Origin of the sequence: Paraburkholderia silviterrae, assembly GCF_004353915.1 — a bacterium.
GTDB lineage: Bacteria > Pseudomonadota > Gammaproteobacteria > Burkholderiales > Burkholderiaceae > Paraburkholderia > Paraburkholderia silviterrae.
Map to the genome: position 1 here is coordinate 678944 of NZ_SMRP01000002.1, position 16000 is coordinate 694943.

Annotated in this window: 13 protein-coding genes; 6 read left to right on the top strand and 7 right to left on the bottom strand. The window is 64.9% G+C overall.

The genetic code is table 11. The annotated features are described in order from the left end of the window. The first annotated feature begins 161 nt into the window (after positions 1 to 161). Positions 162 to 584: a YfiM family lipoprotein gene (locus EYW47_RS07280; RefSeq protein WP_133194155.1), complete on the top strand. Its 423-nt coding sequence runs from the start codon at positions 162 to 164 to the stop codon at positions 582 to 584. Between the two features lie 366 nt (positions 585 to 950). Here the strand turns inward: EYW47_RS07280 and EYW47_RS07285 are convergent, their stop codons facing one another. Next, on the bottom strand, positions 951 to 3452 hold the full coding sequence (locus EYW47_RS07285; RefSeq protein ID WP_133194156.1) for a penicillin-binding protein 1A: 2502 nt from the start codon (positions 3450 to 3452) through the stop codon (positions 951 to 953). Between the two features lie 634 nt (positions 3453 to 4086). Between EYW47_RS07285 and EYW47_RS07290 the strand changes: the two genes are divergently transcribed. From EYW47_RS07290 to EYW47_RS07305, 4 genes are all read left to right on the top strand, one after another. After that, positions 4087 to 4728, top strand: coding sequence for a hypothetical protein (locus EYW47_RS07290; RefSeq protein ID WP_133194157.1), 642 nt, complete (start codon positions 4087 to 4089; stop codon positions 4726 to 4728). A gap of 346 nt (positions 4729 to 5074) precedes the next feature. Next, positions 5075 to 5755: a PspA/IM30 family protein gene (locus tag EYW47_RS07295; protein ID WP_133194158.1), complete on the top strand. Its 681-nt coding sequence runs from the start codon at positions 5075 to 5077 to the stop codon at positions 5753 to 5755. A 110-nt stretch (positions 5756 to 5865) separates the two neighbouring features. Then, positions 5866 to 7038 (top strand): tetratricopeptide repeat protein, encoded by a 1173-nt coding sequence (locus EYW47_RS07300; protein WP_133194159.1) that lies wholly within the window; start codon positions 5866 to 5868, stop codon positions 7036 to 7038. Between the two features lie 114 nt (positions 7039 to 7152). Beyond that, positions 7153 to 8667 (top strand): flavin-containing monooxygenase, encoded by a 1515-nt coding sequence (locus tag EYW47_RS07305; protein ID WP_133194160.1) that lies wholly within the window; start codon positions 7153 to 7155, stop codon positions 8665 to 8667. Between the two features lie 21 nt (positions 8668 to 8688). On the opposite strand, the gene EYW47_RS07310 is transcribed toward EYW47_RS07305, so the two are convergent. Together EYW47_RS07310 and EYW47_RS42405 are read right to left on the bottom strand one after the other, a co-directional pair. Next, positions 8689 to 9459 (bottom strand): class I SAM-dependent methyltransferase, encoded by a 771-nt coding sequence (locus EYW47_RS07310; RefSeq protein ID WP_133194161.1) that lies wholly within the window; start codon positions 9457 to 9459, stop codon positions 8689 to 8691. Between the two features lie 135 nt (positions 9460 to 9594). Further along, positions 9595 to 9723, bottom strand: a complete 129-nt coding sequence (locus tag EYW47_RS42405) for a hypothetical protein (protein ID WP_256377750.1) — start codon at positions 9721 to 9723, stop codon at positions 9595 to 9597. 241 nt (positions 9724 to 9964) lie between these two features. On the opposite strand from EYW47_RS42405, the gene EYW47_RS07315 reads away from it, so the two are divergent. Next, the gene (locus EYW47_RS07315; protein WP_240763577.1) at positions 9965 to 11383 is read left to right on the top strand and encodes a methyl-accepting chemotaxis protein; all 1419 of its coding nucleotides are present in this window, start codon (positions 9965 to 9967) and stop codon (positions 11381 to 11383) included. Positions 11384 to 11474: 91 nt separating this feature from the next. On the opposite strand, the gene EYW47_RS07320 is transcribed toward EYW47_RS07315, so the two are convergent. The 4 genes from EYW47_RS07320 to EYW47_RS07335 all read right to left on the bottom strand — a co-directional run bounded on the left by EYW47_RS07320 (position 11475) and on the right by EYW47_RS07335 (position 15640). Next, entirely contained in the window at positions 11475 to 12293 is an 819-nt protein-coding gene (locus EYW47_RS07320) for an ABC transporter permease subunit (RefSeq protein ID WP_133194162.1), read from the bottom strand. Continuing rightward, complete coding sequence (locus EYW47_RS07325; protein WP_133194163.1) at positions 12290 to 13225, bottom strand: ABC transporter permease subunit; 936 nt, start codon at positions 13223 to 13225, stop codon at positions 12290 to 12292. Before EYW47_RS07325 ends, EYW47_RS07320 begins: the two co-directional genes overlap by 4 nt. Further along, on the bottom strand, positions 13222 to 14385 hold the full coding sequence (locus tag EYW47_RS07330; protein ID WP_377784936.1) for an ABC transporter ATP-binding protein: 1164 nt from the start codon (positions 14383 to 14385) through the stop codon (positions 13222 to 13224). The genes EYW47_RS07325 and EYW47_RS07330 overlap by 4 nt, the downstream gene beginning before the upstream one ends. A gap of 154 nt (positions 14386 to 14539) precedes the next feature. Beyond that, positions 14540 to 15640, bottom strand: a complete 1101-nt coding sequence (locus tag EYW47_RS07335; RefSeq protein ID WP_133194165.1) for a polyamine ABC transporter substrate-binding protein — start codon at positions 15638 to 15640, stop codon at positions 14540 to 14542. Positions 15641 to 16000 lie beyond the last annotated feature (360 nt).

A 16000-nucleotide genomic window follows, 5' to 3' on the forward strand; every position in this document is an offset into this window, starting at 1 on the left:
TAGCTGCTACACTGCGTCGCAAATCGAGATAGCAAGCGCCGTTTGATTCGGATTGCTACATAAATCGCAAACGCATCGTCAGGAAACCGACCGTTGTGTGTTCGAGCTGCCCATGCAGTCCACACACGCAACGGCGCACCACAACCTCTACGACATCGATCATGGCACTCGTATCGAATCGCGGCCTTTGCGCCGCAGTGCTGCTCGTGGCCAGCGCCGCCGCGCATGCAGGCATTGACTGCTCCGGTTCGCGCGGCGGCTTCCGGTTCATGACTTCGGACAGCTGGGTGGACACCGACAAACTGGAGCACTTCGGCGCTTCCGTGCCGTTTGGCGCGCTCGGCGGCTGGCTCACGCGCGACACCGACCATCCCATAATTTACGGCACGTTGATCGGCACGGTGCCGGGGCTCGCGAAGCAGACGTTCGACGGCACCTGCCGCACGGATGGCTTCTCGTACAAGGATCTCTTCGCCGATACGTTCGGCGCGCTCACGGGGGCCTGGCTCGCGCATTGGGCTCTCATCTATTCGCGCGAGCCGCGCAGCCGAACAATCGGTTTGCAGTACGACAATACGTTCTGAAGTGCTCCGAAAGTGCTTCGGGGTGCTTCGGAGCTTGCAAGCCCTTGCGGATCAGTGAGTTAGCTTCGCTCTCCCGACGTTATCAACAGGGCCTTCAACAAAAACTGTGGACAACGGAGCATCGCGCTCGCGCAAGGGTTATCCCCAATTTTTGTTGAAGGCCCTGTGGAAAAGCCCTGGGCAACTCACCCAAGTCCTTGACGCACAAGGAAAACGGCGCGCCCAAACAAAACGCGGCACACCGTTGCCGGTGTGCCGCGTTCAAGGCCTCGATACGAGCGGCTCCGCGCAAGCAGGTTTAGCTTGCCAGGCAGCCCGAACGGGCCAGCGCATATCGGCCAGCCCGAATCGTTCAGCGAGCGTCCATCAAGGCTTGTTCGTCTCGAACAGATCCATGATCTGCTTGCGCTCGCTCGAGGTGACGCTCGGCGTCAGGCCGCCCGTCCCCATGCTGCCGGTCGCGCCGCTGGCGTCGCTGGCCGCTCCGGCCGGGTTGCCCGATTCCATGCCGATCGCCGAAACGAAGCCGGCGCCCGGCGTCGCATCGGAGTAGTACAGCTCACCACCGAGCGTCGTGAGTCCCTCCGGCATCTGCGGCTCTTCCTGCGGGATGCCGCGCAGGGCACGGCTCATATAGTCCACCCAGATCGGCAGCGCGAGCTGTGCGCCGAACTCGCGGCTGCCGAGGCTCTTCGGCTGGTCGTAGCCCATCCACGCCACGGCCACCAGGTTGCGCTGATAGCCGGCGAACCAGCCGTCGTGCGCCTCGTTGGTCGTACCGGTCTTGCCCTGCAGGTCGTCGCGGTGCAGGACGTTCGTGCCCGCGCCCGTGCCGGCCGTCGCCACCGAATGCAACAGGCTGTTCATCACGTACGCGTTGCGCGGCGAGAGCGTCTGCGGCGCATTCTGGCCCGCCACGAGCGGCTGGGCGCGCAGGATCGGCTGACCGTGCGCGTCGTCGACTTCGGCGATCAGGTACGGGTTGATGCGATAGCCGCCGTTCGCGAACACGCTGTACGCGCCCGCCGACTGCAGCGGCGTGACGAGGCCCGCGCCCAGCGCCATCGGCAGGTACGGCGGCGTCTTGTCCGCGTCGAAGCCGAAACGTTGCGTGACGTAGTCCTGCGCGTACTTCGTGCCGATATACGAGAGGATGCGGATCGACACGAGGTTCTTCGACTTCTGCAGCGCGAGGCGCATCGTCATCGGGCCTTCGGGGTAGTCGTCGTCCTTCGGTTCCCACGCGTCGCCGCCCGGCGTGCTGGGCGGGAAGTACAGCGGCGCGTCGTTGATCATGGTGGCCGGCCCGAGACCCTTCTCGAGCGAGGCCGAATAGATGAACGGCTTGAAGCTCGAGCCCGGCTGGCGCCACGCCTGCGTGACGTGGTTGAACTTGTTCTTGTTGAAGTCGAAGCCGCCAATGAGCGCGCGGATCGCGCCGTCCTGCGGCGTGAGCGAAACGAGCGCGCCTTCGACCTGCGGCAGCTGCGTGATCTGCCAGTTGCCCTTCGCGTCCGTGATCAGGCGCACGATCGAGCCCTGCCTGATGCGCAACGCGTTCGAGGCGCGCGCCGAAAGACCGCCTGCGACGAAACGCAGGCCGTCGCCCGTGACGGTGATCTGGGTGCCGTCGAGCAACTGCGCGGTGACCGACTTCGGGCTCGCGTCGATGACCACGGCGGAGACGATGTCGCCGTTATCGGGGTGATCGGTGAGCGCGTCGTCGATGGCCTGGTCGCGGTCGTCGCCCGCGGCGGGCAACTGCACGAAGCCTTCGGGGCCGCGATAGCCGTGGCGGCGCTCGTAGTCCATCACGCCCTTGCGCACCGCCGCGTAGGCCGCGTTCTGATCGGCGGAATCGATCGTCGTCGTGACCGTGAGGCCGCGCGTGTACGTTTCGTCCTTGTACTGCGAATACATCATCTGGCGGACCATTTCCGCGACGTACTCCGCGTGCACGCTGTACTCGGTGCCCGCGGTGCGCGTATGCAGCGGCTCCTTGATCGCCTCGTCGTATTGCGCCTGGGTGATGTAGTTCAGATCGAGCATGCGCTTGAGGATGTACTCCTGGCGAATCTTCGCGCGCTTCGGATTGACGATCGGGTTATAGGCGGACGGCGCCTTCGGCAGGCCCGCGAGCATCGCTGCCTCGGCGAGCGTGATGTCCTTCAGGTCCTTGCCGAAGTACACGCGCGCCGCGGCCGAAAAGCCATAGGCGCGTTGCCCCAGATAAATCTGGTTCATGTACAGCTCGAGGATCTGGTCCTTCGTGAGCGCACGCTCGATCTTGTAGGCCAGCAGCATCTCGTAGATCTTGCGCGTATAGGTCTTCTCGCTCGAGAGGAAGAAGTTGCGCGCGACCTGCATCGTGATCGTGCTCGCGCCCTGCGATGCGCCGCCGTGCATCAGGTCGGCGACGCCCGCGCGCAGGATGCCGACAAAGTCCACGCCGCCGTGCTCATAGAAACGGTAGTCCTCGATGGCGAGCACCGCTTTCTTCTGCACGTCGGGGATATCCTGGAAGCGCACGAGCTGACGCCGCTCTTCGCCGAACTCGCCGATCATCACGTGATCGGCGGTATAGATGCGCAGCGGCACCTTGGGCTGATAGTTGGTGAGCGCATCGAGCGAGGGCAACTGCGGCCCCATCACGACAAGCGCGTAGCCGACGATCAGCGCGCCCACCACGCAGAGCGTGGCAATCAGGCCGGCAAACCAGAGCATGATCGACGCGAAAAACGAGCGGCGACGCGGCTGCTCGCTGCGCGAGTCCGGGCGGCGCTGCGGCTGGCGTCCATTGTTGAAGGAGGGTTCCCGATCGTCGTTCGGGTAGTGCGGCGTGGAAGGCGGTCGTTTGATGATAGGCATGACTGGAATGATTGGCGCGTGCGTTCTGCGCCCCCGGCTGCGCGCGGCTCGCGCGCATAGATCTCGATCCTGGCGTCATGGCGCCAATGCGGCGTGTGACAGCGCCGCATTCCTGAACGCGGCGCCCTGGCGTGACCGGCAACGCCCCCGTCCGGCCACGCGGCGCGCATGTTCGGCGCGCCGTCGCAAGGTTACTCTTTCAATACCCTTTCGCATGAGGCCTCTGCGGGAAGCACCCGTGCGAAATGTAACAGCGCATTCTAAATAATTCGTACGCAGCCGGTCGGGCTTTTTTTGTAAGAGTTTCTTGAGGACAGGTCTGCGACCCTCTTTTTTCTCCCTGCGTGACGGCACCTTGCGCCAACCTGTACGTTCCGTGGAGAAAGTGGCGAAGCAAATCGGGACGCGGATCTGCAATGCATGCAGCTCAGGCTCACGTTTGGAACATTGTTGCGCCATGCGCGCGCGATACACGCGCAACTTTGCGTTGCGCATCGCGCGTCACGTCATATGATGGAAAAGTTACTGCACGCCCTGCTCGCCTTGCTCGCCGGCCAATACGAACGACTCCATTCGCCGTCGCACGCGTGCGGGATCCGGGTTCACTCGAAGCCGATCCAACGGCCAGCCGATCATGAACAAGCCCAGCGAACGCATCGTCGTCTTCGTCACGCCCGCACAAAAGCGTGCGATCTCGGCCACGGCCGATGAACTCGGCATCAGCATCAGCGAGCTGATGCGCCGCGCCGTGATCGCCTTTAGCGCGACGAGCGACCAGGTGAAGGCGGCGAACATCGTCGACCGGCTGAATGCGCCACGCGCGCCCGACGCCCTCGCGCAAGTCCTGCGCAAGGCGGCAAGGCCGCTGCGCGCCGGGCGCGCGGCGGGGCTGCGGCCGGCTGCTGCGGAGTCCGCGGCGGCAGATGCGCAAGTGGATGGTGAGGCGGCCGTGCCTCTTGCCACCGGGACCGTAGCGCCGTTGCCCACCGGAAGCAGCGAAAACGCGGCCGCGTTGCCCGCGAGCGGCACTGAGCCGGACACCGGCAGCTCCGTGCGCGACCTGGCTCAGGCCGTTGCCCGCCTGTCCGGCGAAGCTGCTCAGGCGGCCGAGGACGCCGAGGCGCAAGCTGGCGCCGCGCTCCCCGAGGACGCGCATGGCGAAGACGCCGAACCGCTGCAGCCGCGTGGCGGCACACCGTTCGCGCACGCCACACGCGACGAGGAAAAAGAGGCGCACCGCAACGATCCCGCACCCGATGCTGGCAAATTCGCCTGATGCCGGAGAGCCGCGCCGTTCGCACCGCAGCCGCATGGCCTTTAAGTCCCTTTTAAGAGACCCCGTGGTGTAATATCCGCGAGCGATGCGCCAGGGCCAGCGAATCGGCCCGATGTGTGGCGCAACGGTTAATTTAGCGGCGTTGGCCTGTTGCAATTGGCAAAAGCGCCCCGAATTGCGCGCTGCATGCGCGGCTCGCACAAAGCGGCGTAAGCTAAACGCGAGATTGCCAGGCGTGCCGATCGTGTCCGCCGCAACGCTTGCGCGACGCAACGCGAACGCCGCACACGCGCATCGCGGCCCGCTGCACAACGGCGGGACCGATCTTATTTCACCGGAGGAATTCATGTCGCTTTTCGACTCTATCTCTCGCACGGTCAAGGGTCTCTTGAACGACGCCGCCGACTCCGTGCAAGACCCGTCGCGCGACGCGCGCCAGATCGTGCGCGAACTCGACGACAGCATCGGCAAGGCCGAGAACTCGCTCGTCGAGATCCAGGCGCAGGTCGCGATGCAGCAAAGCAAGCGCGACGTGGCCGCGGACAAGGCAAAGAAGTATGAAGACGGCGCCAAGCGCGCGCTGCAATCGGGCGACGAAGCGCTCGCACGCGAAGCGCTCGGCGCCCAGTCCACGGCCGAAGCCGAACGCGATGCGCTCGCAGTTGAGCTCGCCAAGCTCGAACCGTCGGTCGATCAACTGAAGCAGCAGATCGACGACATGCGCGCACGCCGCAACGACCTGAACGCGCGCTCGAACATCCTGCAGGCGAAGCAGCAGATCGCCCAGGCGAAGGACGTGGCGGCCACGGCGCTCGGCGGTATCGGCGGCAAGAATCTTGCTGAGGATTTCCAGAAGCTCGAAGACAAGGTGAACCTGTCGAACGCGCGCTCGGACGCCCGCATCAACTCGGCGGATACGGCAAGCGGCAAGGCGCTCGAAGACAAGCTCGCCGCGCTGAACAAGGGCCCGTCGGTGGACGACCGCCTCGAAGCCCTGAAGAAGCAGCTCAATACGCCGGCACAGTAAGTGCGCCGGGCGTAACGGATGCGGCGCGGCCAGCCAGCTTCGGCGCGCCCCGCGCCGCATCCACGTTTCGTATGTCATGGAGACGGGCGACAAGCCGCCCGGCCTGCAACATGAAAAAGTTTCTTGTCGCACTTTTCGCTTCGCTCGCACTCGTGAGCGGCCTGGCGTTCGCCGTGCCGAGCGTGCAGCAGATCGAATCCGCGATGTCGCAAGGCGACTGGCAACGCGCTGACGCTGGGCTCACCCAAGTCCTGCAGGCCCATCCCGACAATGCGCGCGCGCATTACCTCTATGCGCAGGTGCTCAATCGCGAAGGCCGCTACGCCGACGCGCTCACCCAGGTCGAGCAGGCGAAGTCGCTCGATCCGCAGATTCGTTTCACGCAGCCGCAGCGCTTTGCGCAAGTCGAAGCGAAGATCCGCTCCGACGCGACGCGCGCAGGCGCCGTCACGACGAACCGCGCGAACAACCCCTTCGCACAGCAGTCGCAATCGGCGGCGCCGGCGGCGCTCGCCGCTGCGACCGTGCCGCAAAAGCACGGTCCCGGCATCGGCATGTGGATCGGCATCGCCGTCGTGCTGGTGGGCGTCGCGCTCGTGCTGCGCTGGACGCTGCGCCGCGCGAAATCCACGGAAGACGCGAAGGCAGGAGACGACCGCCGCGACCAGCTCAAGCGCGCCACCGACCTGCTCAACGCCGTGCGCTCGCTCAAGCTCGACTTGAAGCTCTCGACGGCGCCCGGCCACGAAGCGCTCGAAAAGGAAGTAGAAGGCTTCGAGACGCAATTGCGCGGCGTGGTCGAAACGCTCTCGGGCAGCACGAACCCGGTGGCCCCGTATCAGATCGAGGATCTCGAGCGCCAGTTCGCGAGCCTCAAGGCGCGCGCCGAGGGCCGGCCCGATCCGAACGCGCAGGCTGCCGCCGCGCCGTCGTATGACGGCAGCGGCTCGTCGTACGCGCGCGAGGCAGATGCCGCGTTCGGGCATAACCCGCAATATCCTCCGCAGTATCCGCCGCAACAGCAGCCGCAGGTCATCGTGCAGCAAGGCGGCGGTGGCATGGGCGGCATGGGTGGGCTGCTCACCGGCGTGTTGCTCGGCGAAGCGCTCAACCGGGGCCGCGAGCGCGACGTGATCATCGACGACGAAGGCCGGCGCAATCCGCGTGACGGCGGCAACGGCGGCGGCGTCGACTTTGGCCAGGGCTCGAACGACTGGGACGACGGCTCGGGTGGCGGTGTCGATATGGGTAGCAACGACAGCTCGGACGACTGGAATACCTGAACGCGTCCACCGAGGCGACTCACCCGCCGCATCCAGGCAACAACGGGCTCCCTCGCGGAGCCCGTTTTGCATCTTTAGCATCCTCTGCCACGCTGCGATTGCATTCATTCAGACATGACCTCACACGCGCGCCCCCCGCGGCAAGAGACGCCCAACGCCGCGCACGCCACGCCGCGGATCGCCATCGTCGGCAGCGGCTTTGCCGGCATCGGCATGGCGATCCGCCTGCGCCGCATGGGCATCGACACGTTCACGATCTACGAAGCGGCCGAAAGTTTCGGCGGCACCTGGCGCGACAACGCCTACCCCGGCGCCGCCTGTGATATTCCTTCGCACCTCTATTCATTTTCGTTCGAGCCGAATCCCGACTGGACGCGCACCTATGCGCCGCAGCGCGAGATTCTCGACTACCTGCGCCACTGCGCGCACAAGTACGATGTCGAGCGCTATATTCACTATCGCTCGCGCGTGAGCGCCGCGCGCTTCGACGCGGCACGCAGCGTGTGGCTCATCGAGATCGAGCGCGACGGCGTCATGCACACGGTCGAGGCCGATTTGCTGATCGCCGCGAACGGCCCGCTCTCGCGCCCCGCCCTGCCCACCGTCGCCGGGCTCGAGCGCTTCGAGGGCAAGCTCTTTCATTCGGCGCGCTGGGACCACGATTACGCGCTCGACGGCAAGCGCGTCGCCGTGATCGGCACCGGTGCAAGCGCCATCCAGTTCGTGCCGCAAATCCAGCCGCGCGTCGCACAGCTCACGGTGTTCCAGCGCACGGCGCCGTGGATCATGCCGCGCCGCGATCGCGCCATCGGCGCGCGACGGCGCTGGGTGTATCGCCATGTGCCGCTCGCGCAGCGCGTCGCGCGCGCGGCGATTTACTGCCAGCTCGAATCGCGCGCATTGGGCTTCATCGTCGATCGGCGCCTGCTCAACGCGCCGATGAAATTCGCGCGCAACTATCTCGCGCACAAGGTGAAGGATCGTACGCTGCGCGCGAAGCTCACGCCCGAGCATGTGCTCGGTTGCAAGCGTGTGCTGCTGTCGAGCGACTATTTTCCGGCGCTTGCGCAGCCAAACGTGGATCTCGTGACCGAGCCGATTCGCGAGGTGGTCGCCGACGGCATCGTCACCGCAGACGGCGTGCATCGCGCATTCGATGCGATTGTTTGCGGCACCGGCTTCCAGGTGAACGATGTGGATGCGCCGTTTCGCGTGACGGGCATCAACGGCGCCGATCTCGGCGAGGCATGGCGGCGCGACGGCCCCGAGGCCTATCTCGGCGCAAGCGTGGCGGGCTTTCCGAACTTCTTCATCATCATCGGGCCGAACACGGGCCTCGGGCACAACTCGATGATCTACATGATCGAGTCGCACGTCCGCTATATCGCCGAGTGCATCGGTGCACTGCGGCGCCGGCGCGCGCGCACGATGAGCGTGCGGCCGGAGGTGCAGCAAGCCTTCAACGCGAAGCTACAGGCGCAACTCGCACGCACTGTATGGACCTCGGGGTGCCACAGCTATTACCAGACCCGTAGCGGCAAGGTCACGTCGCTTTGGCCTGGCTTCACGTTCGCGTTTCGTCGCCGCACGCGTCGTGTGCGCGAGCGCGATTACGAGTTCGGGCGCTAATTGCCCACGCCTGCCCACACTTTAGCGAGGCGCCGGCCTGCCCGCATACACGCGCGTCTCGTAGGCAAAGTTCACGCAGCCGTCCCGCTGTGACGCCTCGAAGAGCTTGCGCAACGCCGCGAGCATGGGCTCATGACGCGCATCGCCGGGCTTGGGGGCGTACGACGACGAAGCGAGGCGCCCGCTCAGCCCGTCGAAGTCGAGCAGTTGCGCGTTCGGAAACACGGTCTTCTGCTCGAAGCCGTCGCCGAACCAGTCGGCCATGGCGTCGTCGTCGGGATAAGTCTCGGCCACGCTTGCATAATCGGTGCTGAATTCGCGCAGCAGCGCTTCGTAGCCCTCGAGAAACGCCGAGCCCTTCACGAGCCGGCTATTCCAGAACAACACGATCTTGCCGCGCGGTTTGAGGATGCGCGCGAATTCGCGCCGTGCGCCGGACTTCTCGAACCAGTGGAACGCTTGCGCCGCCGTCACGAGGTCGACGCTCGCGGTTTCGAGCGTCGTGTCCTCCGCGGTGCCGGCCACACTGCGATAGCCCGCATAGTCCGCGAGGTAACGGTCTGCCGCCTCGCGCATCGCTGCGTTTGGCTCGACCGCCACAACCGGGTGGCCCGCATCGAGAAAAAGCTTTGAGGAGATGCCGGTGCCCGCGCCAATGTCGGCCACGGCGGCGCCCGGCGCGACGCCGCATTCGACGTGCGCGAAGGTCGCCACTTCGCGCGGATACGTCGGCCGGTACTTCACATAGTCTGCGACCCGGTCAGTGAAGCGCCGCGTGGAATCGTCGATCATCGTGTGCCCTTGTGTCGTTGTCCGCGCATGGGCCGCTTGGCCCCTGGGCACGGCGTCAAACCCTATGCAACGCGCTCCAATGAGCGCGCCGCCCCCGTCCACCGCAGCCCGGCTGCGCACCGCGCGGCCTCGCACTCAGGCGCCGCTCAAGAGTTTGAGCAACGCCCAGAGGAAGCGGCAGACCATCACAATCAGCTCCCAGAGCTGAATCAGCTGTTGCCAGAGCGCTGCGATCGCGCCCTCCTTCACTAATGCTTCAATCATCGTGTTCCCGCTGCGGGCGGTGCTGCACGCCTGATGGCATGCCACCGGTCGCTCGCTGCCGGCCCGTACTCCCCGATCATAGCCCCTCGATGCCCAGGCGCGCTAAAGTCCCCGCGCGGCCTGCCGTAAACGCGTTGAAATCCCGACGCTCGCGCGCTCGCTGCGCGACGACCGGGCGCGACACGTCACACAAAAAATCACACGGACAGCTTTGCATGGGGTCCGGGCAAGGAGACAACCGATGACAGTTTTGCGCATGGGCTGGCGCGGCCGCCGCCGCACCGGGAAATCGGCTTCGATCGTCGGCGATATCGCCGCGCACGCGGGCCGGCTAGGCATCGAAATCTGCGACGTGTCCGGACACGTCGACGCCGTTGCCGAGCGCGTGCAGCACCAGGCCGGCGTGTGCCACGCGCTGCGCGAGTCGGCGGCACACACCCTCGCCGGCAATCATCAAATCGCCACAGCCGCACGCGCCATGCGCGAACTGAGCGCGGGCACCGCCGCCACCGTGCAGGCCTCGCAGCAAACCATCGAGGCGTCGCTCGACGATATCCACGGCCTCGTCGAGGGCGTGACCGTCATCGAGAGCCAGATCGGCGCACTGAAGAGCGCGCTCGCGCACGTCTCGAAGGTCTCCGAGGAAATATCGCTGATCGCCCGGCAGACCCAGCTGCTTGCGCTGAACGCCGCCATCGAGGCCGCGCGCGCGGGCGAGATGGGCAAGAGCTTTGCCGTCGTCGCCGCCGAGGTCAAGAACCTCTCGGCCAAGACCGCGCAGGCGACCGGGCAGATCGAGCAGACGCTCGCGCAGCTCACTCAGCAGACCGAACGGCTCTGCGCGGAAGGCGCCGCCAACACTGAGCGCGCGCATCGCGTGCGCGAGGGCACGCACACCATCGGCGAGGCCGTGCACAGCACCGGCGACGCCATCACGCAGCTCGATGCGCACGCTGGGCAGATCGCGCAGCTCACGGGCGAGATCGAAGCGAAATGCGACGGCCTGGAAACGCAGGTGAGCCAGATGACGAATGGCGTGGAAGATTCGAGCCGCAATTTCGCGCAGGCCAAGGACCAGCTCGGCAAGCTGCTTTCGGTGTCCGAAACGCTGATCGAGCTCTCGGCGGCTACCGGCGTTCAGACCGACGATACGCGCTTCATTGAGGCCGTGCAGCGCGCGGCGGCGCAGGTCGGCAAGCTGTTCGAAGCGGCGCTCGCGCGCGGCGAGATCGCCGCGACGGACTTGTTCGACCAGGTCTACGTGCCGGTGCCCGATACCCATCCGCAGCAGCACGTCACGCGCTTCGCCGCGTTCACCGACCGCGTGCTGCCCGCCATCATCGAGCCGCTGCTCACGCTCGACGAGCGCGTGGCGTTTTGCGTCGCGATCGATCCGCGCGGCTACATTCCCACGCACAACCGCAAGTTCTCGCATCCTCAGGGCAGCGATCCGGTCTGGAACGCCGCGAACTGCCGCAATCGGCGCATCTTCAACGACCGCACCGGCCTCGCGGCAGGCTCGCATACGAAGCCGTTCCTGCTGCAGACTTACCGGCGCGACATGGGCGGCGGCCAGTTTGCGATGATGAAGGACGCCTCCGCGCCCATCGTCGTGAACGGGCGGCATTGGGGCGGCTTGCGCATGGGATACCGGCTTTGAGCTTTGCGTGCCAGCTGGCCGATAACGCAAAACGGCGCGCGAGCCGAAGCCCACGCGCCGTTCTCAACGGAATCGCCCGCTTGCGAGCGCGTCAGACCGCCATCGCCATGCGCTTGCGCTCGGCGCGCTGCATGAAGTAGTTGCCGACGATCACACCCGCCGTCACCACGAGGATGAAGAGCGTTGCGAGCGCATTCATCTCCGGGTTCAGGCCGAGGCGCACGCGCGAGAACACCACGAGCGGCAGCGTCGTCGAGCCGGGGCCCGAGAGGAACGCCGAGAGCACGAGGTCGTCGATCGAGAGCGTGAACGAGAGCAGCCAGCCCGCCGCAAGCGCCTGCGAGATCAGCGGCAGCGTGATCTGGAAGAACACCTTGAACGGCGTGGCCCCCAGGTCGAGCGCAGCCTCTTCCAGCGAAGGATTGAGCTCGCGCACGCGCGACTGCACGATGATGGCCACATAGGAGATGCAGAGCATCACGTGGCCGATCCAGATCGTGAACACGCCGCGCCCCGCCGGCCAGCCGAACAGCTTGCCCATTTCCACGAACAGCAGCAAGAGCGAGATGCCCTGAATCACTTCGGGAATCACGAGCGGCGCGTTGATCATGCCGGTATAAAGCGTGAAGCCGCGAAAGCGCCCCATGCGCGCGAGCACGAAGCCCGCCCATGTGCCGATGATCACCGAGGCGAACGCCGTCATCAGCGCGATGCGCAGCGACAGCCACGCGGCGGTGATGAGTTCGTCGTCGGTCGCGAGCGCTTGATACCAGCGCGTCGAGAAACGCGTCCACACGGTCACGAGTTGCGAGTCGTTGAACGAGTAGACGATCAGGCTGAGAATCGGAATATAGAGGAACGCAAAGCCGATGCCGAGCGCGATGAACATCAAAACGCGATTCGGTTTCATTTGCCGCGGCCCTCCAGCTCTTTTGCCTGGAAGTGCTGGAATAGCGCCATCGGCACGAGCAGCAGCAGGACCATCGCGCAGGTGACGGCGGAGGCCATCGGCCAGTCGGCGTTGTCGAAGAACTCGTTCCACATGACGCGGCCGATCATCAGCGTGTTCGCGCCGCCGAGCAGCTCAGGGATCACGTACTCGCCCACCGCCGGAATGAACACCAGCAGGCAGCCCGCGATGATGCCGTTCTTCGAGAGCGGCAGCGTGATCTCCACGAACGCGCGCCACGGTTTCGCGCCCAGGTCGTAGGCGGCTTCGAGCAGCGTGAGGTCCATCTTCACGAGGTGCGCGTAGAGCGGCATCACGAGAAACGGCAGATACGAATACACCATGCCGATATAGACCGCGGTGTTCGTGTGATAGAGCTCGATGGGTGTATGGATGATGCCTGTCGACATCAGGAAATTATTGAGCAGTCCGTTGTTCTTCAGGATGCCGATCCACGCGTAGACGCGAATCAGGAACGACGTCCAGAACGGCAGCATCACTGCCATCATGAGGATGTTGCGCGTGGCCGGGTTCGAGCGCGCGATGTAATACGCCATCGGATAGCCGATCAGCAGACACAGCAGCGTCGAGATGGCCGCCACCACCACCGAATTCACGTAGGTCGCGAAATACAGGCTGTCCTGGAACAGGAACGCGTAGTGCGAGAGATCCAGCGCGATGTGCCAGACGCCTTCGGCGTACGTCGTGAGCTCCGTGTACGGCGGAATGCCGAGCTGCTGGTCGGCGAAGCTGATCTTCACCACCAGGATGAACGGCACGAGGAAGAACAGCAGCAGCCAGAAGAACGGGCCAGCCACCACGGCGGTGCGGCCGGTCAGGTTGAAGCGCTGCACCGGCCAGTTCAGGATGCGCTTGAAGGTCAGCGCGCTCATGAGGTCAGCACCACGCCGGCCGATGCGCTCCAGCGCACGTAGACCTCGTCTTCCCAGGTGGGCGAATCGATCTCGGAGAGCGCGAGACTCGACATGTTCGCGATCACCGTCTTGCCCGAATCGAGCTTGACGTGATAGAGCGAATATCCGCCCATGTAAGCAATGTTCTTGACGACGCCCTTGCCCCAGTTGAAGGTTCCCTCGGGCGGCTTGCGCGTGAGCGCGATGCGCTCGGGGCGCACCGAGATCGTCACGGGCATGCCGAGCGGGCCAGTAATGCCGTGGCTCACGTAGAGGCGCACGGGCAGGTCCGGCGATTCGACGAACACGTGATCAGGCTCGTCTTCCACCACGTTGCCATCGAACAGGTTCGTCGAGCCGATGAACTCCGCCGAGAAGCGGCTGTTCGGAAATTCGTAGACTTCGTTGGGCGCGCCGAGCTGCACGATCTGGCCTTCGCTCATGACGGCAAGGCGGTTGGCCATCGTCATCGCCTCTTCCTGGTCGTGCGTGACCATGATGCAGGTGACGCCCACTCGCTCGAGAATATTGACGAGCTCGATCTGCGTGCGCTGGCGAATCTGCTTGTCGAGCGCCGACATCGGCTCGTCGAGCAGCAGCAATTTGGGGCGTTTCACGAGCGAGCGCGCAAGCGCGACGCGCTGCTGCTGGCCGCCCGAGAGCTGATGCGGCTTGCGCTTCGCGAAGCGCGACATCTGCACGAGCTCGAGCGCGGCGGCCACGCGATCCTTGAGCTCGCCCTTCTTCACGCCTTCCTGACGCAGTCCGAAGCCGACATTGGACTCCACCGTCATATGCGGAAAGAGCGCATACGACTGGAACATCATGTTGACCGGCCGGCGGTACGGCGGCAGCGCCGCGAGATCTTCGCCGTCGATCAGGATCTTGCCCGAGGTAATCGTCTCCAGACCGGCGAGCATGCGTAGCAAGGTGGATTTGCCGCAGCCCGAGCTGCCGAGCAGCGCGAACAGCTCACCCTTCTTCACCGACAGGTTGACGCCCTTGACGGCCGCCGTTTCGCCAAACTTCTTGACGACGTCGACGACCTGCACGAAGTTGTCCGCGGCCGAATCTGCCGCGGTGAAGCCCGAAGGCAGCGCGCCGGAGGCTACCGGCACGCTCGTCTGGTCACTCATGATTCTCTCTGCCCTGCCTGGTTCTGCCTTGATGCTGGACGGGGTTGACGAACAAAGCCCCCGGCATCGTGCCGAGGGCTCGGGTAAAACGATCACTGCGCGCCAAGCGGGCGCTAACCGCGCGCTGAGGACAGCCGGGAGCCCGCGTGCTGGCGCATCAGCGGCCCGACTTGAATTCGGTCCACAGACGCGTCTGCAAGCGCTGGATCTCAGGCGGCAGCGGCTTGAGCAGGAACAGCGTCTTCAGGACTTCCGGCGACGGGTACACGGCCGGGTCGTTGGCGATGTCCTTGTTCACGTACTTGCGCGCTTCGGCGTTCGCGCTCGGGTAGTAGACCGCATTCGTGATGGCCGCGTGGACCTGCGGCGTCTCGATGTAGTTGATCCACTCGTACGCCGCTTCCTTGTGTTGCGCGTCCTTCGGGATGGTCATCACGTCGAACCAGATCGGCGCGCCGCCCTTCGGAATGTAATATTCGATCTTGTACGGCTTCTTCGCGTCGATGGCGCGGTGCTTGGCGATCACGACGTCGCCCGACCAGCCGTAGGCGAAGCAGATGTCGCCGCCCACGAGGTCGTTGATGTAGCCCGACGAGTTGAACTGCGTGATGTACGGACGGATCTTCTTCATCATCGCGAGCGCGGCGCGATAATCGTCCGGGTTGGTCGAGAGCGGGTCCTTGCCGATGTAGTGCAGCGCGGCTGCAAACATCTGGTCCGGCGCGTCAAGCACGGACACGCCGCAGGCCTTCAGCTTCGAGATGTTCTCGGGCTTGAAGAGGATGTCCCAGTTGTCGAGCGGCACATTCTTGCCAAGGATCTGCTGCGCCTTCGTGACGTTATAGGCGAGACCGGTGGTGCCGTAGGCCCAGGGCACGGCGAACTTGTTGCCCGGATCCGCGCCGGCGACCAGCGCCATCAATTGCGGATCGAGATACTTGAGGTTGGGGATCTTCGACTTGTCGAGCGGCGCGAAGATCCCGGCGGCGATCTGCTTGCCCGCGTAGTTGCTGGTCGGCACGACGATGTCATAGCCCGAATTGCCCGCGAGCAGCTTGGCCTGGAGCGTGTCGTCGCTGTCGTAGTTGTCGTACTTGACCTGAATGCCGGTCTGCTTCTGGAAGTTCGGAATCGTGTCCTTGGCGATGTAATCGGACCAGTTGTACACGTTCAGTTGCGTATCCTTCGCCACCGACGTCAGCCACGGCGCCGCGCACAGCGCGAGTACAGCCAGCTTCGCCAAAACCCGTTTCTTCATCCCGTTCTCCGCTTGTTAGCCTGTCTTTGGCCTGGATCCGGCCTGGCTGCGGCCCGCTCGCGCCGGCCGACCACCCTGTCTGTCTGCCGCGTCCGACGCGGCTCCCCTGCATTTACCGAACCTACCATCAAACATGCCATGCGACAAAAAAAGCGCGCCGCCGTGTCGCGCAAACGGAACAGGATCTGCCGCGCAGCGAGGACGGTCACCGTAGATGGCCATGATGGCCGGTAAATCGCGCGCAATTTTAGCCGTTTATCCGGCCCTGTCCACCAAAAAAACCGCCTGCGCAGCAGTCGCGCGACGCCGCTGCCCGTCAGGCCGTGGGCCTTTCCGGTTGAATGAATTCGTAAGGCATGC

Excerpts from the sequence above, each read along its gene's own strand:
- EYW47_RS07280 (WP_133194155.1), top strand. The coding sequence starts at position 162 with ATGGCACTCGTATCGAATCGCGGCCTTTGCGCCGCAGTGCTGCTCGTG.
- EYW47_RS07285 (WP_133194156.1), bottom strand. The coding sequence starts at position 3,452 with ATGCCTATCATCAAACGACCGCCTTCCACGCCGCACTACCCGAACGAC.
- EYW47_RS07290 (WP_133194157.1), top strand. The coding sequence starts at position 4,087 with ATGAACAAGCCCAGCGAACGCATCGTCGTCTTCGTCACGCCCGCACAA.
- EYW47_RS07295 (WP_133194158.1), top strand. The coding sequence starts at position 5,075 with ATGTCGCTTTTCGACTCTATCTCTCGCACGGTCAAGGGTCTCTTGAAC.
- EYW47_RS07300 (WP_133194159.1), top strand. The coding sequence starts at position 5,866 with ATGAAAAAGTTTCTTGTCGCACTTTTCGCTTCGCTCGCACTCGTGAGC.
- EYW47_RS07305 (WP_133194160.1), top strand. The coding sequence starts at position 7,153 with ATGACCTCACACGCGCGCCCCCCGCGGCAAGAGACGCCCAACGCCGCG.
- EYW47_RS07310 (WP_133194161.1), bottom strand. The coding sequence starts at position 9,459 with ATGATCGACGATTCCACGCGGCGCTTCACTGACCGGGTCGCAGACTAT.
- EYW47_RS42405 (WP_256377750.1), bottom strand. The coding sequence starts at position 9,723 with ATGATTGAAGCATTAGTGAAGGAGGGCGCGATCGCAGCGCTCTGGCAA.
- EYW47_RS07315 (WP_240763577.1), top strand. The coding sequence starts at position 9,965 with ATGACAGTTTTGCGCATGGGCTGGCGCGGCCGCCGCCGCACCGGGAAA.
- EYW47_RS07320 (WP_133194162.1), bottom strand. The coding sequence starts at position 12,293 with ATGAAACCGAATCGCGTTTTGATGTTCATCGCGCTCGGCATCGGCTTT.
- EYW47_RS07325 (WP_133194163.1), bottom strand. The coding sequence starts at position 13,225 with ATGAGCGCGCTGACCTTCAAGCGCATCCTGAACTGGCCGGTGCAGCGC.
- EYW47_RS07335 (WP_133194165.1), bottom strand. The coding sequence starts at position 15,640 with ATGAAGAAACGGGTTTTGGCGAAGCTGGCTGTACTCGCGCTGTGCGCG.